The sequence below is a fragment of the Paenirhodobacter sp. genome, from assembly GCF_047600745.1.
In the GTDB taxonomy this organism is placed as follows: domain Bacteria; phylum Pseudomonadota; class Alphaproteobacteria; order Rhodobacterales; family Rhodobacteraceae; genus Rhodobacter.
This window is the reverse complement of record NZ_JASGKI010000001.1, coordinates 220,417-242,719: the sequence shown is the minus strand read 5'-3', so window position 1 is coordinate 242,719 and position 22,303 is coordinate 220,417. Positions and strand designations below refer to the sequence as shown.

General features: G+C 66.1%; 22 protein-coding genes and 1 pseudogene. 10 read left to right on the top strand and 13 right to left on the bottom strand.

Features of this window, described 5'->3' with window-relative positions; translation table 11 throughout:
* Window positions 1-347 precede the first annotated feature (347 nt).
* The 5 genes from QM789_RS01285 to meaB form a co-directional block, all read right to left on the bottom strand.
* On the bottom strand, window positions 348-764 hold the full coding sequence (locus tag QM789_RS01285; RefSeq protein WP_420350174.1) for a hypothetical protein: 417 nt from the start codon (window positions 762-764) through the stop codon (window positions 348-350).
* A 92-nt stretch (window positions 765-856) separates the two neighbouring features.
* On the bottom strand, window positions 857-1,843 hold the full coding sequence (locus QM789_RS01280; RefSeq protein ID WP_420350173.1) for a hypothetical protein: 987 nt from the start codon (window positions 1,841-1,843) through the stop codon (window positions 857-859).
* Window positions 1,844-1,940: 97 nt separating this feature from the next.
* Window positions 1,941-3,308: a TolC family outer membrane protein gene (locus QM789_RS01275; RefSeq protein ID WP_420350172.1), complete on the bottom strand. Its 1,368-nt coding sequence runs from the start codon at window positions 3,306-3,308 to the stop codon at window positions 1,941-1,943.
* A 77-nt stretch (window positions 3,309-3,385) separates the two neighbouring features.
* A complete protein-coding gene (locus tag QM789_RS01270) occupies window positions 3,386-4,036 on the bottom strand; it encodes a protein-L-isoaspartate O-methyltransferase family protein (protein ID WP_420350171.1) in 651 nt (216 codons plus the stop codon).
* A 113-nt stretch (window positions 4,037-4,149) separates the two neighbouring features.
* Entirely contained in the window at window positions 4,150-5,148 is a 999-nt protein-coding gene (meaB, locus tag QM789_RS01265) for a methylmalonyl Co-A mutase-associated GTPase MeaB (RefSeq protein ID WP_420350170.1), read from the bottom strand.
* A gap of 121 nt (window positions 5,149-5,269) precedes the next feature.
* On the opposite strand from meaB, the gene QM789_RS01260 reads away from it, so the two are divergent.
* The 3 genes from QM789_RS01260 (at window position 5,270) to QM789_RS01250 (ending at window position 9,226) form a co-directional block, all read left to right on the top strand.
* Entirely contained in the window at window positions 5,270-5,983 is a 714-nt protein-coding gene (locus tag QM789_RS01260; protein WP_420350169.1) for a DUF3108 domain-containing protein, read from the top strand.
* A complete protein-coding gene (hrpB, locus tag QM789_RS01255) occupies window positions 5,980-8,373 on the top strand; it encodes an ATP-dependent helicase HrpB (protein ID WP_420350168.1) in 2,394 nt (797 codons plus the stop codon). The genes QM789_RS01260 and hrpB overlap by 4 nt, the downstream gene beginning before the upstream one ends.
* 403 nt (window positions 8,374-8,776) lie before the next feature.
* Window positions 8,777-9,226: a MarR family transcriptional regulator gene (locus QM789_RS01250; RefSeq protein ID WP_420350167.1), complete on the top strand. Its 450-nt coding sequence runs from the start codon at window positions 8,777-8,779 to the stop codon at window positions 9,224-9,226.
* Window positions 9,227-10,314: 1,088 nt separating this feature from the next.
* On the opposite strand, the gene QM789_RS01245 is transcribed toward QM789_RS01250, so the two are convergent.
* A complete protein-coding gene (locus QM789_RS01245) occupies window positions 10,315-10,818 on the bottom strand; it encodes an ATP-binding protein (RefSeq protein WP_420350166.1) in 504 nt (167 codons plus the stop codon).
* Window positions 10,808-11,155 carry an STAS domain-containing protein gene (locus QM789_RS01240; RefSeq protein WP_420350165.1) on the bottom strand — a complete coding sequence of 116 codons (348 nt, stop codon included), beginning with the start codon at window positions 11,153-11,155 and terminating at the stop codon, window positions 10,808-10,810. The genes QM789_RS01245 and QM789_RS01240 overlap by 11 nt, the downstream gene beginning before the upstream one ends.
* A gap of 160 nt (window positions 11,156-11,315) precedes the next feature.
* Here QM789_RS01240 and QM789_RS01235 point away from each other — a divergent pair, with 160 nt between their 5' ends.
* Window positions 11,316-11,936, top strand: coding sequence for a LysE family translocator (locus tag QM789_RS01235; protein WP_420350164.1), 621 nt, complete (start codon window positions 11,316-11,318; stop codon window positions 11,934-11,936).
* A 3-nt stretch (window positions 11,937-11,939) separates the two neighbouring features.
* Window positions 11,940-12,590, top strand: coding sequence for an RluA family pseudouridine synthase (locus tag QM789_RS01230; protein WP_420350163.1), 651 nt, complete (start codon window positions 11,940-11,942; stop codon window positions 12,588-12,590).
* A gap of 3 nt (window positions 12,591-12,593) precedes the next feature.
* On the opposite strand, the gene QM789_RS01225 is transcribed toward QM789_RS01230, so the two are convergent.
* From QM789_RS01225 to QM789_RS01210, 4 genes and pseudogenes are all read right to left on the bottom strand, one after another.
* The gene (locus tag QM789_RS01225; protein WP_420350162.1) at window positions 12,594-13,130 is read right to left on the bottom strand and encodes a flavin reductase family protein; all 537 of its coding nucleotides are present in this window, start codon (window positions 13,128-13,130) and stop codon (window positions 12,594-12,596) included.
* Window positions 13,131-13,189: 59 nt separating this feature from the next.
* Complete coding sequence (locus QM789_RS01220) at window positions 13,190-13,504, bottom strand: hypothetical protein (RefSeq protein WP_420350765.1); 315 nt, start codon at window positions 13,502-13,504, stop codon at window positions 13,190-13,192.
* A 64-nt stretch (window positions 13,505-13,568) separates the two neighbouring features.
* Window positions 13,569-14,054: pseudogene (locus QM789_RS01215) on the bottom strand (LysR family transcriptional regulator); the annotation flags it as partial.
* Window positions 14,055-14,258: 204 nt separating this feature from the next.
* The gene (locus tag QM789_RS01210) at window positions 14,259-14,858 is read right to left on the bottom strand and encodes an HD domain-containing protein (protein WP_420350161.1); all 600 of its coding nucleotides are present in this window, start codon (window positions 14,856-14,858) and stop codon (window positions 14,259-14,261) included.
* A 115-nt stretch (window positions 14,859-14,973) separates the two neighbouring features.
* Between QM789_RS01210 and ahcY the strand changes: the two genes are divergently transcribed.
* On the top strand, window positions 14,974-16,365 hold the full coding sequence (ahcY, locus tag QM789_RS01205; RefSeq protein WP_420350160.1) for an adenosylhomocysteinase: 1,392 nt from the start codon (window positions 14,974-14,976) through the stop codon (window positions 16,363-16,365).
* 57 nt (window positions 16,366-16,422) lie between these two features.
* Here the strand turns inward: ahcY and QM789_RS01200 are convergent, their stop codons facing one another.
* Window positions 16,423-17,301 carry a hypothetical protein gene (locus tag QM789_RS01200; RefSeq protein WP_420350159.1) on the bottom strand — a complete coding sequence of 293 codons (879 nt, stop codon included), beginning with the start codon at window positions 17,299-17,301 and terminating at the stop codon, window positions 16,423-16,425.
* Between the two features lie 198 nt (window positions 17,302-17,499).
* Here QM789_RS01200 and QM789_RS01195 point away from each other — a divergent pair, with 198 nt between their 5' ends.
* On the top strand, window positions 17,500-17,841 hold the full coding sequence (locus QM789_RS01195; RefSeq protein WP_420350158.1) for a DUF2853 family protein: 342 nt from the start codon (window positions 17,500-17,502) through the stop codon (window positions 17,839-17,841).
* Window position 17,842: 1 nt separating this feature from the next.
* Here QM789_RS01195 and QM789_RS01190 read toward each other — a convergent pair whose 3' ends face one another.
* Entirely contained in the window at window positions 17,843-18,457 is a 615-nt protein-coding gene (locus QM789_RS01190; RefSeq protein ID WP_420350157.1) for an enoyl-CoA hydratase/isomerase family protein, read from the bottom strand.
* Window positions 18,458-18,569: 112 nt separating this feature from the next.
* Here QM789_RS01190 and QM789_RS01185 point away from each other — a divergent pair, with 112 nt between their 5' ends.
* The 3 genes from QM789_RS01185 to QM789_RS01175 are packed head-to-tail and all read left to right on the top strand — an operon-like array spanning window position 18,570 to window position 22,250.
* Entirely contained in the window at window positions 18,570-20,090 is a 1,521-nt protein-coding gene (locus QM789_RS01185; RefSeq protein ID WP_420350156.1) for a hypothetical protein, read from the top strand.
* A 26-nt stretch (window positions 20,091-20,116) separates the two neighbouring features.
* Window positions 20,117-21,466 carry a TldD/PmbA family protein gene (locus QM789_RS01180; RefSeq protein ID WP_420350155.1) on the top strand — a complete coding sequence of 450 codons (1,350 nt, stop codon included), beginning with the start codon at window positions 20,117-20,119 and terminating at the stop codon, window positions 21,464-21,466.
* A gap of 25 nt (window positions 21,467-21,491) precedes the next feature.
* Window positions 21,492-22,250, top strand: a complete 759-nt coding sequence (locus QM789_RS01175; RefSeq protein ID WP_420350740.1) for a 3'(2'),5'-bisphosphate nucleotidase CysQ — start codon at window positions 21,492-21,494, stop codon at window positions 22,248-22,250.
* The last annotated feature ends 53 nt before the right edge of the window (window positions 22,251-22,303 follow it).

Genomic DNA, 22,303 nt, shown 5'->3' with positions numbered 1-22,303 from the left:
CAGGAAGGGGGGGTGAGCACACCGCTTACCGTTCATCGCGGATAGCCTTGCATTGTCTGGAAGGACCCAGCGCAGGCTGACCGATAGGGTACTCGGGTGCGTGATGTGTTGGCGGGTGCTTTGACAGAATCCATGTGGGCGCAGAGGAGTACCCGGGTCCAGACCGGGATCGGGATGCGGACGTTCGGGGCGTCGTCTCCATATTCACAGGGTTTGACGCGCGGACCTTTGTTCCCGTCCTCGGCGTTGTCGCCGCCGCAGAAAGATGCCTGACCGCGGCCCTCCGAATATCGCCGGGGAGGGAGAGGCGCGAAGATGGCGCCCGGGTGATCCGCGTCGGCATGTTCTCAATCGGGCGAAACTGCCTTGTCAGCCGAGATATAGTATCCTCCCGTCTCCGTCTCCGTCTCCGTCTCCGTCTCCGTCTCCGTCTCCGTCTCCGTCTCCGTCTCCGTCTCCGTCTCCGTCTCCGTCTCCGTCTCCGTCTCCGTCTCCGTCTCCGTCTCCGTCTCCGTCTCCGTCTCCGTCTCCGTCTCCGTCTCCGTCTCCGTCTCCGTCTCCGTCTCCGTCTCCGTCTCCGTCTCCGTCTCCGTCTCCGGCAGATGGTCGGTATCCAAGATCTGCTGCCCTCGACGGTGCTCTCTCCGGGTGGAAGTGACGGGGTGAAACGCGCGTATCTTCCGGGGATCTGCGAGTGACTCGGCTTGCTGCGCCATGACCTCCGAACTGCCTTCCTTGACAGTCGCGGATCCAAGGTCGTCCATATTCACAAACCGTCTGGCCATGACGGGCCTTGGCCCGCCCAAGCACCATTCTGGCCCGATTAGCGAGACAATGCCGTTCGACAACTGATGGATCAGTCGAACTGGTGCCCGGCCAAAGCGCGCTGAATCTCTCTCCGGACCAGCTTTCGCACATTATGCGTGATCCGCTCTCCCAGCACACCGCGCAACTCTTCCCGAATCAACTGGGCAACCAGAAGCCGAAGGGCCTCCTCGTCCTGATGCGCTGGCTCGGTCTCGCCGAAAAGCGGGGAGGGGTCATCGTGAACCGGCTGCGTGGCATGCCGGAACCGGTCCGGGCGTACAATGCGCAATGCGTCGTTCTCCCTGACCCGGGGAGGAACAACCTCGGGGGCCGCGGCTTCGTCCATCAGGAACCCGGCGGAGATATCGCTCAACGCTTCAAAACGTTCCTGATCTTCCTCGGCGGCGCTTTCCGGCTCCGGATCCTCGGCGGCTTCGGGCAACGCACATTCCGAAGACACATCCGGTATTTCCATCCTGGGGGAGTCCCCCTCGGTTGCCAGGGCGCCATCAAGATCCGGCAGATCGACCGCAGGCTGAACCGACAATACCTCTGCCGGAGGTTCAGCATCCCCCGACTCATCCGTTAGATCCACGGAAGAACAGATTTCTGTTGCCTCAACCTCGGCGCGCAGATCCTGCTCTGCGTCTGCGTCTGCGTCTGCGTCTGCGTCTGCGTCTGCGTCTGCGTCTGCGTCTGCGTCTGCGTCTGCGTCTGCGTCTGCGTCTGCGTCTGCGTCTGCGTCTGCGTCTGCGTCTGCGTCTGCGTCTGCGTCTGCGACGGCCGCCTCCATTTCGGCGATCGTCGTTTCCAGGCGACTCAGTTCTTCGGAAATATCGGCCTCTGCGACCTCATCGGCGGCGGCGATTCGCTGCGCGGGCGTCAGGACGAGGCACTCTTCTTCGACCAGGGGGGGCACTGCGGGCTGCATCAGTGCCAGACGTTGAGCCCGCGCAGGTCTGCTGTCTTGCGACACCAGCCGCCGGATCGACGACAGGACATCCTCAATTTCGAAGTCGATTTCCGCTTCCTTCATGGTGCTCCCAGCTCCTGCGCCTGACCTCGCACTGCGGATCCGGCGTTTTCGCCGGAGGAATCAACTCCCACCTCCGCAGCCGGTCGCATCGCAGCCCTCAGGGCTTGCCGATGGCCTTCAGGACGCGATCGAGGCTTTTGCCTTGAACACTCGTATAGGGAGCGTTCTTGACCGCGTTGTAATAGGCAGCCGGGTCGTAGGTGGGGATCCCGAGCTTGAGGTCTTCTACCGTCAACAAACCCATAGCGGAAAGTAGTTGATAATATCCTACCTGCAAATCGGCTTCAGCCGTGATCCGCGAGGCGCGCGCATCCAGCAGATCCTGCTCGGCGTCCAGAACGTCCAGCGTGGTGCGCGAACCGAGCGTCGCCTCCTCCCGCACGCCCTGATAGGCGATCTGGGCGGCCGCGATCTGTTCGTCATAGGCGCGGATCTGCGCGCGGTAGACGTCGATCTGCGCCCAGGCCTGCGCCACGGAATTTGCCAGCTCGACGCCGGTCTGTTGCAGACCCGACCGCGCCGCATCGCGATTCGCGATCGCCTTGCGGTGAATCGAGGACAATTGACCGCCGGAATAGAGCGTCTGGCTCAGGCTGATGCCCGCGGAGGTGTTCTTCCGCCCGCCCTCGTAATTCCCGAAACCGGCCGAAGCCCCCACCTCCGGCAGGCGCTGCGCTGCCGCAGCCTTCACCGACAGTTCCGCCATCGACACGGAATGCTGGGCGGATTTCAGCAGCGGGTGGTTGCGCAGCGCGGTCGTGCGCGCGGTATCCACGCTTTTCGGCAGGAGCGGGGCCTTCGGCAGCGGGGCGAGGTTCACCGGATAGTGCCCGACCGCGGCCTTGTAGTTTTCCCGCGCGATCTCGTAATTGCCCTTCGCCGCGGCCAATGCGGCGCGTGCGGCGGCTTCGGCGGCTTCGGCCTGCGACACGTCGGTCCGGGTGACCTCGCCGACCTCGAACCGGTCGCGCGTCGCCTTCAGGTCCTCACCATAGACATGCACCGAATTCTGGTTGATCGCGACCTGCTCGGCCGTGCTTTTGACCGACGTATAGGCCTGGATCGCATTCAGCAGCACCTGTTGTTCGACGTTGCGCAGCGATTCCCGCGTCGAAAGGACCGCCTCCTTCTGGATCTCTACCGCCAGCCGGTTGCGGCCGAAATCGAACAGCGTCATCGAAGCGGTCAGTTGCGCCGATGCGGTTTGCAGATCCCGCGACATCGTCATGTCGCTGTTCGAGTAGTTGTAACCCGCCGACCAGCCCAGAACCGGGCGCAGCGCGGCCAGCGCCTGCGCCACGTCTTCATCCGCCGCCCTCAGGGTCGCGCGGTTCTGTTCCAGCAGGTTCGAGTTGCGATAGGCGGACACCAGGGCATCCGCGAAGGTTTCCGCCAGAACTCCGGCCCCCGAAAGGGCGAACGCCGCTGCGGAGGCGAGAAAGAGCTGCTTCATCTTGCGCGTCATGCCTGGTCCTTACCGAATATCGTCGGGCCGCTTCTTCCGGCGGCCGGTATCGTCATTTCGCCAAGACGCTGATCGCGTCAGAGCACGAATTCCCGCGCGGCGGTGAACCCGGACAGGACCGGAGCCGCGGCGTTGAAGGCATCCCGCCAGCCGATCACGCCGTCGATCTTGCGACCGATGCGCACGGTGCCGAGGGCGCCTTCCATGAAGATGGCGGCGATCCGGCCGCCTTCCTTGACCTGATCGAGGATCGCTTGCGGCACGATCTCGACCCCGCCTTCGATCATCACCACGTCATACGGACCATGCTTGGCCGATCCGTCGCTGATTTTTCCCTGAACGACGGCAACATTGTCGGCGCCCGCCTGCGACAGCGTTGCCTCGGCCAAAGTCGCAAGATCGCCTTCCTCCACCGCGACCACGGCCTCCGCCATCCGGGCGATCACCGCAGCGGAATAGCCAAGCCCGCATCCCAGATCGAGCGCGAGATCCGTGGGCTGCACGTCCAGCGCGTCCAGCATCTTGGCGAAGTTGCGCGCTTCCAGAAGAACCCGGCCGGGCGCGACGGTCAGGGTTTCCCCGACATAGGCGGCCTCGCGCAGCGCGGCGGGAACGAAATCCTCGCGCGGGATCGCCAGCATGGCCTCGATGATCGGGAACTTCGTCACGTCATTTGGCCGGACCTGAGTATCAACCATCAACGTGCGGCGCGTGACGAAATCTTGCATCTTCTGAACTCTTCGGTCTGGTGTGCCTGCGTGAGTTCTGCCACAGAAAATCGAAGGGAGCAACAGATCCCAACGGTTGGAAAGACATGCACCCCCTTGCCGCGTGCAAAAGCTCAAATGCCGAGCGTGGCGAGCATTTCCGAAGCCGCGACCGATGCCGCCTTCTGCCCCCCGGCCACCGAAGCCCCGAGCGCGCGCATCCGCGCCCGCGCCTCCGGATCGGTCTCCAGCCGCGCGAGCAGCCCCTCGCGGACTTCGGCCTCGAACCAATGCCGCGCCTGTTCGGCCCGCCGCGCGGCGAAATGGCCGGTCTCGCGGCGCCAGTTGGCCAGCGCCTGCATCTCCTCCCAGGCTTTCGCCAGCCCCTGATCCTCCAGCGCCGACACCGCCAGCGCCTTCGGGAAACCCTCCGGATCCTGCGGGCGCTTGCGCAAGAGCCGCAGCGCCCCGGCATAATCGGCGACGGTGCGCATCGCGGCGGGTTTCAGATCGCCATCCGCCTTGTTCACCAGAATCATGTCGGCCATTTCCATGATGCCGCGCTTGACGCCCTGCAATTCGTCGCCGCCTGCGGGCGCCATCAGCAGGATGAACAGATCGGCCATCTCCGCCACCAGCGTCTCGGATTGTCCAACGCCCACCGTCTCGATCAGGATCACATCGAAGCCCGCCGCCTCGCACAGCGCCACGGCCTCGCGCGTGCGCCGGGCGACGCCGCCCAGATGGGTCTGGCTCGGCGAGGGGCGGATGAAGGCGTTCGGATCGCGCGACAGGAACTCCATCCGGGTCTTGTCGCCCAGGATCGAGCCCCCCGAACGGGTCGAGGACGGATCCACCGCCAGCACCGCGACCTTCAGCCCCTGCTTCGTCAGCATCAGCCCGAAGGTCTCGATGAAGGTCGATTTCCCAACCCCCGGTGTCCCCGACAGCCCGATCCGCAGCGCCTGCCGCCCCGGCTGTCCCACCGCCTCCAGCAGCGCGACGGCCGCCGCCCGGTGATCCGTCCGGATTGATTCGACCAGCGTGATCGCCCGCGCCAGCGCCCTCCGCTCTCCGGCCAGAATGCGCGGCGCCAGATCCTCTGCGGTGTCACGGGGGGCGGGAGCGTTCATCGGCGGGCCTTCGCTGAAAGGACGGGGTAACCTGCGGGTCACCTGAAATTGCATCTCGTTCCGGTTTCATGCCCTCTTCCGAGGGTGTATGTCCAGCCCGAACCCCATCCCGGAGAAGCATATGCTCCGCATCCTCACCGCCGCCCTGATCGCTTTCGCGCTGCCTGCCGCTGCCGACCAGAGCGACCGAATCGTCTTCGGCTTCAGCCTGAAAGGCATCCCCGCCGGACAGCTCAGCATCAACGGCAAGATCCAGGGCGGCAGTTATGGCGCCAATGGCGTGATGGAGACGACCGGCCTTCTGGGCGCGCTGCGCAAGCTGCGCTATGACGCGCAGGTCAGCGGCGGCTTTTCCGGCGGCCGCTTCACCCCGATGCGCTTTGACGAGACCGCGCAGCGCGGATCGGACCGCTATCAATATGTGACGGTCTACAAGGGCGGCGTGCCTGTTTCCGTCAGCCGCAATCCCCCGCGCAAACCCCGCGCGACCGATGTGGACCCGGCGAAACAGGGTGGCACGGTCGATCCGCTGACCGCGCTTTATGCCGTGCTGCGCGACGTCGACCGTTCGGAGGCCTGCACCTTCTCGGCCTATATGTATGACGGCTCGAAACGGACGCAGGTCACGTTGTCGCATCCGAAGCCTTCGGGGAATGGTGTCGTCTGCGCGGGCGAATACCGCCGAATCGCCGGGTTCTCCGCCAGGGAGATGCAGGAAAAAGCCGTGTTCCCCTTCACCCTGACCTATGCGCCCGGCCCGGATGGCAAGCGCTTGCAGGTGGTGTCGATCGAGACGGATACGATCATCGGCCGGGGGCGGCTGACCCGCCAATGACCGGCCTGCCGATCGACGCCGCCCTGCCGGGGCTGCTTTCGGCGCTGGAGGCCGAGGGGCGGGCGGTGCTGATGGCGCCCCCCGGGGCGGGCAAGACCACCCGCGTGCCGCTGGCCGTTCTGCCCCAGGTTACCGGGCGGGTGGTGATGCTGGAGCCGCGCCGCCTGGCCGCCCGCGCTGCCGCCGAGCGCATGGCCGAAACGTTGGGCGAACCCGTGGGCCAGACCGTCGGCTATCGCATCCGGGGCGAGGCGAAGACCTCCCGCGCGACCCGGATCGAGGTCGTCACCGAAGGCATCCTGACCCGGATGATCCAGTCGGACCCGGAATTGAGCGGCATCGGCTGCGTGATCTTCGACGAATTCCATGAACGCAGCCTGAACGCCGACCTCGGTCTCGCGCTGGTGTGGGAGGCGCGCGGCGCGCTGCGGCCCGATCTTCAGGTGGTGGTGATGTCGGCGACGCTCGACGCCGAACCGGTGGCCGCGCTGCTCGACGATGCGCCGGTGGTGGTCTCCGAAGGGCGGGCCTATCCGGTCGAAACCCGGTGGCTCGCGAAGCCCGCCACGCAGCGGCTGGAACCCGCCACCGCCGCACTGGTCGAACAGGCGCTGGCCGAGACCGAGGGCAATGTGCTGGTCTTCCTGCCCGGCGAGGGCGAAATCCGGCGGGTCGAGGCGCTGCTGCGCGGCCAGCCGGTGACCCTCCGCCCGCTGTTCGGCGCGATGGATTTCGCCGCGCAGCGTGCCGCGCTGGCCCCCGCGCCGGGGCGCAAGGTGGTGCTGGCGACCTCCATCGCCGAAACCTCGCTGACCATCCCCGACATAAAGGTGGTGGTGGATGCGGGCCGCGCCCGGCGGCTGCGCTTTGATCCGGCCTCCGGCATGGCGCGGCTGGTGACGGAACGCGTTTCGCGCGCCGAGGCGGAACAGCGCCGGGGCCGGGCGGGCCGAGTCTCCGAAGGCATCTGCTACCGGCTCTGGACGAAGGGGGAGGAGGGCGCCCTCCCGGCCTTTGCGCCGCCGGAAATCGCGGTGGCGGATCTGTCCGGGCTGGCGCTGGAACTGGCGCAATGGGGATCGTCCGATCTGGCCTTCCTGACGCCGCCGCCCGCCCCGGCGCTGTCCGAGGCGCGGGCCCTGCTCGAAGACCTTGGCGCGCTCGACAACGGGCGGATCACGGCGCATGGCCGGGCGCTCGCGGCGCTGCCGCTGCATCCCCGGCTGGGCCATATGCTGATCACCGCCGGGGCAGGGGCGGCGACGCTGGCGGCGACATTGGCCGAACGCGACCCGCTGCGCGATGCGCCCGCGGACCTTGCGCTGCGGATCGCGGCTGTGGCCAACCCCGCCCGGTTCGACACCGCCCATCGCGGTACGGTCGAACGGATCCGCAGCGAAGCGAAACGTCTGGCCCGGCTGGTGCCCGAAGGCGGCGGCTTCAGCCTGTCCGAAATGGCGGCGCTCGCCTATCCCGACCGGATCGGCCTGCGGCGGAAGGGGGATGCCCCGCGCTATGTCCTGTCGGGTGGCAAGGGCGCCGTGGTCGCGGAAACTGATGCCCTCGGCAAGAACCGCCTGATCGTGGCGACAGACCTCGACGGCGATCCGCGCGAAGCCCGCGTGCGGCAAGGGATCGCTCTTGCGGATGCCGAATTGCGGCGGCTGTTCGGGCCGCAGATCGCTTGGCACGACGTTTGCGAATGGTCGAAGCGCGAGGGCCGGGTGGTCGCGCGCAAGCAGGAACGGTTCGGGGCGCTGGTGCTCGAAGACCGGCACTGGACCGACGCCCCGCCCGAAGCGATGGCGCGCGGCGCGCTCGACGGGCTGCGGCAGATCGGCCTGACGCTCACCCCGGCGGCGCAAAGGTTCCGGGCCCGGGTCGACATCCTGCGGTCGGACGGCGCCGGGATGCCGGATCTGTCGGATGCGGCGCTGCTGGCGGGGGAGGCCCTGTTGCCCTATCTGGCGGGCAAGCGCAGCGACGCCGACCTGCGCGGCCTCGATCTGACCGAAGCCCTGCGCGCGCAACTGTCCTGGGAGCAGATGGCCGAGCTGGACCGCCTCGTGCCCAGCCATTTCGTCACGCCGCTTGGTCGCCGCGTGCCGATCGACTATTCTGGCGAAGCGCCCTCGATCGAGGTGAAACTGCCCGAGATGTATGGCGTCACCACCCATCCGACCGTCGGGCCGAAGCGCCATCCGCTGCGGATCGAACTTCTCAGCCCGGGGATGAAGCCGATCCAGGTGACGATGGATCTGCCCGGCTTCTGGGACGGTTCCTATGCCGATGTCCGCAAGGAAATGCGGGGCCGCTACCCGCGCCATCCCTGGCCCGAAAACCCGCGCGAGGCCGACCCGACCACCCGCGCCAAGCCGCGCGGCACCTGAGGCCCGCAAACGGTGCGCCCGAGGCAATCGCAACGGGCGCTCGCCGATGGGCGTGCGGGAACCGCTTCCGCCGGATCGGGCGCCTTAGGGCCTGTTCGCTGTCATCGGCTTCCGCTGTGGGTGTTCCCTCGGCTGGCCCTCGGCAGCGTGCCCCCAAGTCGATCGCGTCGCGCGCTGTTCCTGCGCGCGACGCAGCAGCGTGGAGACGTGTTGCGCGGCGGGGCTGGTTCCGCGCGCGACGGAGAAACGACACCACCGTCTCCCTCGCTCGGCTGTTCCCGAACGCGCAACGCAGAAACTGAAGAGGTCCACCGGATCGAACGGACGATGCGCTTGTCCGCGCCCGTTGCCGAGGCGGCAGAACACGCCCATACCTGATCCGGGGGCCGCAGAACGCCCCCTAATGCCAAGGGGGCGAACACCAGTGGACCTGACGATAGAAGAACGCGCAGGCCTAGTGCGAATGCGGAGGGCGCTAGACCTTCTCTTGCGCCGATACCCGGACCTAGACGTTTGGCAGGTAATGATTCTGTTCCATGTCCTTACCAGCCCTGAATATGGTGTCTCTGCGCATGATTTGCGCGAGGAACTGGGCCTGACAACTTCCACCATGTCCCGCAATGTAGGTATCCTGTCGAACCGGCACTACCGCCGCGCGGCGGACGGTAAGCCGATGGCGGGATACGGCCTGATTTACTCCACCCCCGACCCCAACAACGCCAAGTATCAACTGCTCACCCCGGCTTCCCCGGCGGGAGAGGAATTGGCTGCCCTTCTGGCGCGCGTCCTAAAAAGAGACCGAGATGGCGCGACAACGAGGAAGGGGGTGGCTGACCGACTTAACGACGGCTGACGGGCGTCGGGTGCGCAAGCCCCGCGCCACCCAAGCGGAAACGCTTGAGAACAAGGTAAAGCTGCTCCCGTGCGCGACGCGGAATTAACTCGGGGTCGATATTACCGGTCGGCGCCCCCCCAGCTGCTCCTGTGCGCGACGCTCAAACCAACACTCCCGCCGCCGCATTGTCTGGCAAGCTGCCGCTCCCGCGCGCGCTACGCGGAAACATGATCTTGGGTGTGTGTTGTCTCTGTAGAAGCCGCTCCCGCGCGCGATGCGGAAACTGCCAGTCAAACATTCCGCCAAGACAGCGGGTCGCTGCTCTCCCCGCGCGCGACGCGGAAACGTCAGACCAGAGTTTCCCTTTGGGTGTCACCGACTGCTCCCGCGCGGGTGACGCGAAAACCCAGCCGAGCAGGGTGCGGGCCTTGCCGACAGCGCCGCTCCCGCGCGGGCGATGCGGAAACGTCAGAGGGAGAGCTAGACTTGGTTGACCCCGAACTGATCCCGTGCGGGCGACGCGGAAACGGCAGAGCCTTGGTCTTGACCTGAGCGGGCTTGCGCTGTTCCCGCGTGCGCGATGTAGAAATGACCATTCCGCCCTGTTCGGAGGGCGCTGCGGCGCTGTTCCCGGGTGCGACGCAGAACAATATCGAGCGAAAGCATCCCCGCCGTTGTTCGCGCGCGATGCAGAAACCCTGTCACCTGCCGCACATGGTCCTGTGGATCGTCGGCTGCTCCCTGCTGTGCGCGATGTCGCAACCGGCCCGTTCCCATTCGCCGTTGGCGGCATCTTTCGCTGATGATTTTCGGCGTCATGGCGCTCTTCCGCAGAACCTTGGTGGCGTGGCAAGACGGGACTGGGGGCACCGACCTCCCCCGCAAATCATTGGTGGCCTGTTGGCCCCATGGCGGATCCGTCCGCCGCAAGACCTTGGCTGTAGTTTCTCCATCCCCTTTGGCAGCGCCGATCCGCTGCCGGAAACCCTGACCCCCACTCCCCGACGTGATGGATGTGGGCATGCCAAAACCCTGCCTGACCTCCACGGCGCAGAGGCTCACCCTCTTGGCGGCCTGTCAGATCGGGCATCGACGTCAAGCCCGGTTCAGCGCCCTGCCGGAGCCGAGACCTGCGCGGTCGGTCCCTGTCTCAGCGGCAGGCGGAAGACGAGGAGGTTGCGATTGCCGTCGCGGCAGTAATGCAGATCCTGCACGAGGTCGCGGATCAGGAACCAGCCGAACCCCCCTTCGGGCAATTCCTCAGGGCAGGGGCGCGCGCGATCGGGGGCGTCGAGGCAGCGGCGCGGCAACGCGTTGCCCCGATCCCCGACCGTGCAGAGAAGCGATTCGCCTTCCGGGTAGATCGACAACGCGATCGTTCCGGAGGCGTGGTTCGCATATCCATGCTCGACAATATTGTTGCAGACCTCAGCCAGAACGAGTTCCAGCGCGCCCGCCTCCTCGGGGCTCAGCTTCGAGACCAGCCGTTCCAGCGTCTGTTTCAGCGCAAGGCGGACGGCTTGCGGGTGAGCCTCGAAACTGTGCTGAATCGCCGCCAGACTGTCCGGCTCCGGTCGCTCTCGCAGAGGAGATGACCTCTCATCCCGCATTTCTCAGCCCATCCGAGACTGCGCTCTTGATGTCGGAATGGATGAGGAAGACCGTGTTCATCCGGGTCAGGTGCAGCACCTTTTCGACATTCGGCCTCAGCCCGGCGAGTTCCAGCCGCCGGGTCGGGGCCAGGAACTTCATCACCGCGACCAGCGCCCCGAGGCCCGAACTGTCGAGGAAGGACACCCGCGACATGTCGAGGATCACCCGTGCCGCGGGCTGGATCGTCACCTCGCGCATGCGGTCCTTGAAGCGCAGGGCGATAGCGGCATCCAGCCGTTCTTCTCCGACATGAACGACGAGCGCATCGCCAATGGCTTCTGCATTGAGGATCATCGACTGAACTCCACCACCTGACATCCGGGTGACCCTATCGGCGAATACTTACCAATTGGTTTGCGGCGACAGGGGATATCCCGCCCAGAATTCCCGGTGAAGGCCGAGGTGACGGCGGCCGCGCCATAGGGTAGGACGGAACCGGAAAGGGAGCCGCATCATGTGGGAAACATTCATCGCCATGCCGGGCGCGACGCTCGCCACCTTTGCCGTGGGGGCGGTCGTGCTGAACCTGACGCCCGGGGCCGATGTGCTGTTCGCCACCGCTTCGGGAGTGCAGGGCGGCCCGAAGGTCGGCGCGGCGGCGGGGCTGGGCGTCGGCGTGGGCGGGCTGTTCCATGCGCGGGTCACGGCCTTCGGTCTGGGCGCGCTGGTTGCGGCACATCCCGGGGCGCTGGACGCCGTGCGCTGGTTCGGGGCGGGCTATCTGTTGTGGCTGGCGTGGAAAAGCTGGCGCGCGGGGGCGCCCGGGGCGGGGCGGGGCGTGCCGACGCCAGGCGCGGCCTTCCGGCGTGGGGTGCTGACCAATGTGCTGAACCCGAAGGTGATGTTGTTCATGCTGGCCTTCCTGCCGCAGTTCACCAACCCCGCCTGGGGTCCGGTCTGGCAACAGATGCTGATCCTTGGCGGTATCGTGTTGTGCACGGGAACGGTGGTGACGGCGGGTTATGGCGCGCTGGCGGGCTGGCTGGGCGCGCGGATCGCACAGCGGATGGGGGCGCTGAACCGGGTTGCGGCGGTGCTGTTCGGCGGGCTTGCCGTCCGGCTGGCTCTGGACTGAGCGATGACCGATTTCGTCTATACCCCCACGGCGGAGCAGCCCCGCATCCTGCATGCCGATCATGAGATCCTGGTGGTGGACAAGCCCGCCGGGCTGCTGTCCGTGCCCGGAAAGGGGCCCGAGCGGGAGGATTGCCTGATCAACCGGCTGCGCGGGCCGTTTCCCACGATCCTGCTGGTGCATCGGCTGGATCTGGATACCTCGGGGGTGATGGTCTTTGGCCTGACGCCGCATGCGCAGCGCCATCTGGGCCTGCAATTCGAGCATCGGCAGACGAAGAAGCACTATGTCGCCCGGCTCTGGGGGCATCTGGAGCCGAAACAGGGGCGGGTCGATCTGCCGCTCTGCGTCGATTGGCCGAACCGTCCGCGCCAGCATGTGGACCCTGAAAACGGCAGGCCCGCGCAGACCGATTGGCGCGTGATGCGCTATGAGGGGGACACGACGCGGGTGCGGCTGACGCCGCTCACCGGGCGCAGCCATCAGCTGCGGGTGCATATGAAGGAGCAGGGCCACCCGATCCTGGGCGATCCGTTGTATGCGGAGGGTCCGGCGCGCGACTTTCCACGGCTGATGCTGCATGCCGAAAGCCTGCGGCTGCGGCACCCGGACGGCGGGCAGTTCCTCACCTTCTCCGCGCCTTGCCCGTTCTGAGGGTCAGGGCGCGATCCGGACGAAGCGACCGGCGCAGAACAGCAGCGGGCGGGATTGCGGATCCTGCATGAAGCGGGTGACGCGGCCGATGATGATCGTGTGATCGCCGCCCTCATGTGTGGCCTCGGTCACGCAGTCGAACCGGGCCAGAACCCCGTCCAGAAGCGGCACGCCCCCGGCGCCGGGTTGCCAGCCGATCCCGGTGAAATCCATCCCGTTGCGGGTGAAATGGCGCGCAAGCTCTTCCTGCTCCGCGCCGAGCACATGGATGGCGAACTGCTGCGCGGCGGCGAAATGCTGATGCCGCATCGACGCCCGCGCCGCCGACCACAGCACCAGCGGCGGATCGAGCGACACCGAAGCGAAGCTGTTGGCCGTCAGGCCGACGGGTTGGCCTTCCGCCGTGCGGGTGGTCACGATCGTCACCCCCGTCGCGAATTGCCCAAGGGCGTCGCGCAGGGCGCGCGGGTCGAGGGGGACCGGACCGGCGTGGTGCTCCGCCGCTTCGACGGCCCCGGTGATGTCCTGACTTTCCCGCATCGGCACCTCCTTTGTCCTGACGGGGTTAGACCACTATCGGCGCGCGAGTGCCAGCACGATCAGCCCGTGGCGACCTCGCCCTTGAGCCAGTCGATGAAGATCCGCGCCGGAGCGCTGAGCGGCCCCGGCGGGCGGATGATGTAGTAGCCCAGGCTTTCGTCCTTCAGCGCGTGGATCTTCAGCAGCCAGCCGAGACGGACGTCTTCCTCGATCAGCGCCTCGGTTTCCAGATGCAGCCCGATCCCCTCGCGCGCCGCCGAGAGCGCCAGTTCCTCGTTCGGGAAATCCACGAATTTCAGCGCGGCGGGTTTCAGCCCGATGGATTCCAGCAGTTGCATCTGCTCGGGCCAGTCGCCCTCGCGGATCCAGGGCATGGTGGACATCTCGCGCAGCGAGAAGCTTCTGGCGCCCACCCAGAAGCTCGGGCGCCGCCACCACCACCTGCGGCGCATCGGTCAGATATTCCGCCGTGACGCCGGGCCAATGCCCGTTGCCGAAACGGATACCCAGATTCGCCCCCGCCTCCCGCAGGTCGATCACCCGCTGTTCAGGCAGGAGCGACAGCGGAATTTCCGGGTGCCGCTTCCAGAACCGCGACAGCCGCGGCATCAGCCATTCCGCCGCGAAGGCCGGGGGCAGGGTGACGGTGAGCGGCTTTTCCGCGTGATGGGCGCGCAGCCCCTCGACCGCGGTCTGGATCATCAGGAACCCGTCCGACAGCGCGGCGGCCAGCCGTTCACCCTCGGGCGTCAGATGCAGCACCCGCCCATCGCGCCAGACCAGCGCCACGCCCAGATCGGCCTCCAGCGCGCGGACCTGCTGCTGAACCGCAGCGTGGGTTACATTCAGCCGACGGGCGGCCGCGCTGAAGCCACCCTCGCGCGCGGTGGCGGCAAAGGCACGCAAGGCCGTCAGCGGCGGCATATGTTTCCAGTCGATGTCACTCATCTGTTAGGCAGTCTAACATATCCGGAAGAATTCCTGACTCGCAAAATGTTCTCGGAACGCACAAATAGGCATCATCAGATGGAAAGGGGGATCGAAAAATGATCCGCATGTTGGCTGAAATCATGACCCTGGCAATGGGTGGCTATGCTCCGCGCAGCGCGCACAAGGGCGAATACAAATTCAACCGCTGAGCTGCGCAAGCAGCTCGTGGTGGCGTGCCAGATAAGCGGCGCGCACTTCGGCGGGGGGGCGCAGGCGGATCGCCAGCCCCTCGATCAGCCCCGGATCGGGGCGGCCAAAGATCCGATCCGCTTCCTCCGGTGAAAATCCCGCGATCTGCTCGGCTTCCAGCCGGGCCGAAATCACATCCGCTTTCTTGATCGCCTTCTTCACCGTCGCCGGGAGCGCGGCGGGGAGGCCGAAGCGGATATGGACCGCCGCCGCCAATCGCGCGTCCAACTCGCCGTAACCCGCGCCGATCGCGGCCTTCACCGGCGAAATCATATCCCCCAGCACATATTCCGGCGCGTCGTGCAGCAGCGCGGCCAGCCGCCATTTCACCGGCGCGGTGGGTGCGATCCGGGCGTGGATCTGTTCCACCAGCAGGGAATGCTCCGCCACCGAATAGGCGAAATCGCCCAGCGTCTGCCCGTTCCAGCGGGCGACGAAGGCAAGCCCATGGGCGATGTCCTCGATCTCGATATCGAAGGGCGAAGGGTCCAGCAGGTCGAGGCGGCGCCCGGACAGCATCCGCTGCCAGGCTCTGGGGGGCTTGGTCATCAAAGGCTCCGTGTTGTGGTGTCGGTAGGGCGGGCGGGGCGCGTTGGCAAGGGGCCTCCGTTGTCGTTTGCGCGTCACGGTGCTATCTCCGGGCAAACAGGACGCAGGAGCTGTCATGAAGGATTATATCGTCAGGGATATCGCGCTGGCAGAGTTCGGGCGCAAGGAACTGGACATCGCCGAAACCGAGATGCCGGGCCTGATGGCCTGCCGCGAGGAATTCGGACCGGCGCAGCCGCTGAAGGGCGCGCGGATCGCCGGGTCGCTGCACATGACGGTGCAGACCGCGGTGCTGATCGAAACGCTGAAGGCGCTTGGGGCGGATGTCCGCTGGGCCTCGTGCAACATCTTCTCGACGCAGGACCACGCGGCGGCGGCGATCGCGGCCACCGGCACGCCGGTCTTCGCGATCAAGGGCGAAAGCCTTGAGGAATACTGGTCCTATACCGACCGGATCTTCCGTTTCGCGGAGGGCACGGCGAACATGATCCTCGATGATGGCGGCGATGCGACGCTTTATGTCCTGCTCGGCGCGCGGGTCGAGGCGGGCGAGGACGCGCTGATCGCCACCCCGCAATCCGAGGAGGAAGAGGCGCTCTTTGCGCAGATCCGCAAGCGGATGGCGGAAACCCCCGGCTGGTTCACCCAGCAGCGCGACGCGATCCGGGGCGTTTCGGAAGAAACCACCACCGGCGTGCATCGGCTGTATGACCTGCACAAGAACGGCCTGCTGCCCTTCCCGGCGATCAACGTCAACGATTCCGTCACCAAGTCGAAGTTCGACAACAAATATGGCTGCAAGGAGTCGCTGGTCGACGGCATCCGTCGCGCGACGGATGTGATGATGGCGGGCAAGGTCGCCGTGGTCTGCGGCTATGGCGACGTGGGCAAGGGCTCGGCGGCCTCGCTGCGCGGCGCGGGCGCGCGGGTGAAGGTGACGGAGGTCGATCCGATCTGCGCGCTTCAGGCGGCGATGGACGGGTTCGAGGTCGTCGTTCTCGAAGATGTCGTGGACAGCGCGGACATCTTCATCACCACCACCGGCAACAAGGACATCATCCGCCTCGAGCATATGCGCGCGATGAAGGACATGGCCATCGTCGGCAACATCGGCCATTTCGACAATGAAATTCAGGTCGCCGCGCTGAAGAACCACAAATGGACCAATATCAAGGACCAGGTGGACATGATCGAAATGCCCTCGGGCAACCGGATCATTCTTCTGTCGGAGGGGCGTCTGTTGAATCTGGGCAATGCGACGGGGCATCCCTCCTTCGTGATGTCGGCCTCGTTCACCAATCAGGTGCTGGCGCAGATCGAACTGTTCACCAAGGGCGCGGACTACCAGCCCGGCGTCTATATCCTGCCGAAGGCGCTGGATGAGAAGGTGGCGCGGCTGCATCTGGCGAAGATCGGCGTGAAGCTGACCCAACTGCGCCCGGATCAGGCCGCCTATATCGGCGTCACGGTCGAAGGCCCGTACAAGCCCGACCATTACCGTTACTGAACGGTGCGGGAACCGATGCCGGAAGCAGGGCTTCCGGCATCGTCCAATCCAGTGGGATCAGGCCTTCTTGCGGCGGCGCAGCAGCCCCGCAAGCGCCAGAGCCGAGGGCAGCAGCAGCGCGCCCGCCGGAAGCGGAACCGCCGAGAGTTGTTCCGGATCCTGCGGGATCTCGGGCAGAACCACCGCGTCATATTCCGCGTTGAAGATGCCGGTGCCGCGGTGTGCGTTGGGCTGGATGCTGTCAAAGTAGGTGCCGACGGCGAAGGTGGTCGAGCTCAGGCTTTCATATTGCAGATAGGCCTGATAGTTCGCGTCGCCGTTGATATTGGGCACATTCTTCCAGCTGCCATCGGTCTTTGCCGCGACGGCGGTCATGCCGCCCGGGCCCACGATGTCAGAGGACGACGTGACGAGGGCGGTGGTGTCCGGCTTCTTGGTGCCGAGCGTTGCATCCGCGCCGACGGCCACGAAGTCAGCGTAGCTCGCCCCCTTGTCGCCGTCGAGATCGGAGACCTCGAAGCTCACGTTCTTGAGCGTGACCAGTTCCCCGGTCGCGACCGAGACGAACTCGCTCCGGATCAGCGCATAGATCGACGACGGCCCGGTGACGGAGGCATCCCGGACGGCGTTGAGGTTGAGAACGAAGGGCGCCGCCGCGACCGCCGCCACCGGCGCGTTGACGGCGATGACGCTTTTCGCATTGGGCGCCGTGTGCAGGTAGTCGATGGTCAGGCGCCAGTCATAGAGCCCGTCGCCGAGAATGTTGTGATAGGTGATGTAATCCCCCACCGCGGCGTTGCCCGTCACCGAGCTGTTGCCGGTGGTCTGAACGCTGCCGCCATTGAACGACCAGCTATCGGTCAGGATCGCGGCGGCCTGGGAAGAAGTTCCGAGAAGCAGCGTGGCCAGCACGCTTGCAAAAACATTGCGATACATTTGGGAGGTTCCACTGGTTACTTACACATTTCGTAGCGTTATCTGCGAAAATTATGCCCTCCGGATCAAGGGAAAACCGAACCGCGCGGGCCTAAATGTTGCGAAAAGGTTAACGCGAAAAAGGTTAATGGCGGTGTTTTCGATTGCGCCGCAGCGTGCATCGCCTATCCTCCTTTGGAGGTAAAGCAGGAGAATGAAATGAGCAAACGCGACGAGCTGATTGCCAAATATGCCGAGGATCTGAAAACGAAATGCGGCATGACGCCGGATATGGACCTGCTGACGAAGGTCACCATCGGCTGCGGGCCGGCGATCTATAACGCCGATGCCGAAACCGTCGCCGCTTCGGACAAGGGCGAACTGGAAACCGTGAAGAACAACTTCCTGGTCAAGAAGCTCGGGCTGAGCGACGGGCCGGAGTTGATGGATGCCATCGACGCGGTGGTCGAGACCTACGGCCGGTCGGAGCGCAGCAAATATCGCGCGGTGGTCTATTACCTGCTGGTCAAGCATTTCGGCAAGGAAGCCGTCTACGCCTGACCTAGCCGATCATCGCCTTGATCGCGCCGGCATGGGCGGGGGTGGCCCCCAACGTGTCGGCGCAAAGGGCGGTGACCGTTTCGGCCAGCGCCTCGGGCGGGACGATGCGATCGATCAGGCCCCAGGCGCGGGCCTCTTCGGCCTCGATCTTCTGTCCGCCCATCAGGATCATCTTCGCCCGCGCCGGGCCGATCAGCCGCGCCATCCGGCCCGGGTCCGAAGGCTGCGGCAGGAAGCCGAGCTTCATCACCGGATAGAAGAATTTCGCACCCGGCACTCCCAGCCGCAGGTCGCAGGCCAGAACCATCCCCATCGCGCCCCCGGCCAGAGTGCCGTTCAGCGCGGCGATCGTCAGGCAGGGCAGGGCGGCGATGGCGCCCGACAACCGTTCCCAGACCGGATCCGTTGCCAGCCCCGCGCGCGCTTCGTCGAGGTCGGCCCCGGCGGAAAACACTTTGCCCCGGCCGGTCAGCACGAAGACCTTCACCCCGGCGGCGGGGGCGGTTTCGGCGGCCTCCGCAATGGTGGCCAGCATGTCGCGGGTCAGCGAATTCGCCTTCTCCGGGCGGTCGATGGTGACGGTGCGGATGTGCTGCGCGGTCTCGACATGGATCATCTGGGGTTCCTGCTGCGTTAAGGACACATTTTCGTAGCAAGCCGCGGGGGTCTTGACCATTCCTTCCGCACACGGGATGCTCCCACCCGCGTTGCGCCGGGAGGAGAGCAGGATGATGCGGAAGTTTGGTGCGGCGGCTCTGGCCGCCACGCTGCTGTCGACGACGGCGTTGCATGCGGTGACGGCGGATGAGGTCTGGGCCGAGTGGCAGCAGCAATATGCCGCCTACGGCTTCAAGGGCACGACCGGCAGTCAGGTCCGGCAGGGCGATACGCTGGTGCTGAGCGATGTCCATCTGTCGAATGCGAGCGACGACAAGAAGGTGGACCTGACCATCCCCGAATTGCGGATGCGCGAAACCGGCAATGATACGGTCGAGGTAACGCTGTCGCGCGAGATGACGGGGAAGGTCGGGGGCTCTACGTCCACGGGCGAGCCGCTTGAACTCGACCTGCATGTGACGCAAACCGATACCCGCATCCTCGTTTCGGGGACGGACGCAAACCGCCGCTACGAATACACCGCGCCGGTCGTGGTGATCGACATGACGCAGCCTGCCGTGCCGGGAACCACCGAAAGCGGCGCGGTGGATCTGACGAAGGCACAGCCTGCCATAGCGATGCAGATCACCGCTTCGGGGAGCGAGGGGGAGCAGCGCTACGAAAAGGGCTCCGAACAGAGGGTTGTTGCGTCGGGCACGGTGCAATCCGTGCAATTTGCGATGACGACTCACGACACCACGGAGGCTGGCGCGCGCGAGGTGAAGTTGCGCGGCGACATCGCCGATGTGAAGTCGGAGAGCACCACGGTCACGCCTCTGGACGCGACCTTTGAGGATATGAACGCGGCGATGGCGCAGGGCCTTGTGCGGAGCAACGGTTCGGCGACCTATGGTGCCTCGACCTGGACCGTCGAGACGACCGGCGAAGATGGCCTGACCACGGTGTCGGGCACGGCGGATTCGGGGGATTTCACCGTGGCGGTGGCGCCCGAAGGGGTCCGTTATGCCATGACCACGCAAGCGTCGAAGGTGAAGGTCGAGCTTCCGGGCATGCCGCTGCCGTTTTCCGGGGCACTGGAAACCGCGCAGTTCGATGTCAGCTTCCCGATGCGCAAATCGGACGCGCCGCAGCCCTATTCCGGCAAGATCGGGCTGAAGAACCTGACGCTCTCGGATGAGGTCTGGGCGATTGTGGACCCCCGGAACAACCTGCCGCATACGCCCGCGACATTGACGCTGGACCTGGACGGGACGGCGCGCCCGCTGACGGATCTGTTCTCGCCCGAGGCGGCGGCGCAGGAGCAGATGCCGGTGGAATTCGACAGCCTGAACATCAGCGGGCTTCAGTTGACGGCCCTCGGGGCGGATCTGACCGGGCATGGCGCGCTGACCTTTGGCCGCGGTCCCGAAGGGGAGACGGTGCCGGAAGGCGCGATGGACCTGCGGCTTGCGGGGGGCAACGGGCTGATGGACAATCTGACGGCGATGCAGCTGGTGCCGCAGGACCAGATGATGTTCGTGCGGATGATGCTCGGGCTCTATGCGGTCGCGGCGGGGGATGACCTCTATACCTCGAAGATCGAGTTCAAATCCGGGGGAGAGATCCTCGCCAACGGGCAGCGGATCCGCTAAGACGGCGCCCTGAGCGAGGAGAACCCATGTCCGATACCCGTCTGTCCGACCTGACCGCGGCGCTGCTGCATGCCGCGAAAACCGCCGGGGCCGAAGCGGCCGATGCGATCGCCGTCGATGGCCGTTCGGTGTCGATCGACGTGCGTGGCGGGAGGCTGGAACAGGCGGAGCGGTCCGAAGGGGTGGAGATCGGCCTGCGCGTGCTGATGGGTAAGCGGCAGGCCTGTGTTTCCGCTTCGGATGTGTCGCCGCGCACGCTGGCGGAGATGGCTGAACGCGCAGTGGCGATGGCGCGGCTGGCACCGGAGGATCCGTTCATCGGGTTGGCCGATCCCGCGCAGCTGGCGCAGGGTTGGGATGTCGCGGCGCTGGAACTGTGCGATCCGTCCGAGGAACCCGCCGCGGCGGCGCTGGAAGCCGATGCGGTCGCGGCGGAGGCGGCGGCGCTGGCCGTGCGCGGCGTGGCGCAGGTGCAATCGGCCTCGGCCGCCTATTCCGCGCGGCGTCTGCATCTGGCGGCGACGAACGGATTTGCGGGCGGCTACGCGCGGACTTCGCGCTCGGTCTCCGCAGTGGCGATTTCAGGCGAAGGTCTGGCGATGGAGCGCGATTGGGCCGCCGAAAGCCGGATTTTTCAGGCGGATCTGCCCTCGGCGGCGGAGGTTGGCCGGCTGGCCGGAGAGCGCGCCGTCGCGCATGCCAATCCGCGCCGGCCAAAGACCGGGGCCTTTCCGGTGCTGTTCGACGAGCGGATCGCCGGCAGTCTGGTGTCGCATCTGCTGGGCGCGGTGAACGGGCAGGCGATCGCGCGGGGGGCGTCCTGGCTGCGCGAAGCGCTTGGCGCGCAGGTTCTGCCGAAGGGCATGTCGCTGGTCGAGGATCCGTTGCGGCTTCGGGTGTCCGGCTCGCGTCCGTTCGATGCCGAGGGGCTGGCCGCGCGGCGGCGCGCGATCATCGAGGATGGCGTGCTGACCGGCTGGACGCTGGACCTCGCGACGGCGCGCAAGCTGGGGATGGAGAGCACGGGCAATGCCTCGCGCGGGACTTCGGCGCCGCCGTCCCCCGGGGTGGGGAATGTCGCGCTGACGCAGGGCGCGCGGAGCCGGGATGATCTGCTGGCCGAGATGGGAACGGGGCTGCTGATTACGTCGTTCATCGGTGCGACGATCAACCCGACCACCGGGGATTATTCGCGCGGGGCCTCGGGGTTCTGGGTCGAGAACGGCGAGGTTCTGTATCCGGTCAATGAATGCACCGTCGCGGGGAACCTGCGGCAGATGCTGTTGCGGATCACACCCGCCAATGATGCCCGCGCGCATCTGAGCCATGTGGTGCCGTCGCTGCTGGTCGAGGGGCTCACGATTGCCGGGGAGTGATCACGAGGCCGATCTGGCGCTGCTGATGGATGCGGCACAGGCGGCGGGCGAGCTCGCGCTGAATTACTGGAGGCAGGCGCCGGTGGCCTGGGAAAAGGATGGCGGCCTCGGCCCGGTGTCCGAGGCCGATCTGGCGGTGAACGATCTGCTGGAAGCGCGCCTGCGCGGGGCGCGCCCTGACTACGGCTGGCTGTCCGAGGAGAGTGCCGACGATCTGGACCGGCTGACCAGGGATCGGGTTTTCGTTGTGGATCCGATAGATGGCACGCGGGCCTTCCTGAACGAAGAGGGCAGCTTCGCCCATGCGCTGGCTGTGGTCGAGCGCGGGCGGGTCGTGGCCGGGGTGGTGCATCTGCCGGTGATGAACCTGACCTATACCGCCGTGGCGGAAGGGCCCGCGCTGATGAACGGGCGCGTGATTCAGCCGAATGTGGTGACGCAGATCGCAGGCAGCACGGTTCTGACCTCCAGATTGTCCGACGACAGGAGACAATGGCGCGAAGCCGTGCCGGAATACAAGCGCAGCATCCGGCCTTCGCTGGCCTATCGGCTGTGCCTCGTTGCGGAGGGACGGTTCGATGCGACGATCTCGCTGCGCGCGGCTTGGGAATGGGATATCGCGGCGGCGAGCCTGATTGCCGAGCGCGCGGGGGCGGTGGCGACGGATCGGCAGGGCGATGCGCTGCGGTTCAACACCGCCGAGGCGCAGGCAAATGGCCTCGTGGTCGCGGCGGAGCCGTTGCATGGCGAATACATTCGGGCTTTGCGACCTTTCCCGGTCTGACGCTTACGCCTTGGTAAGATTCGGAAACTAGTCTCGCGCATATAGGCTAACGC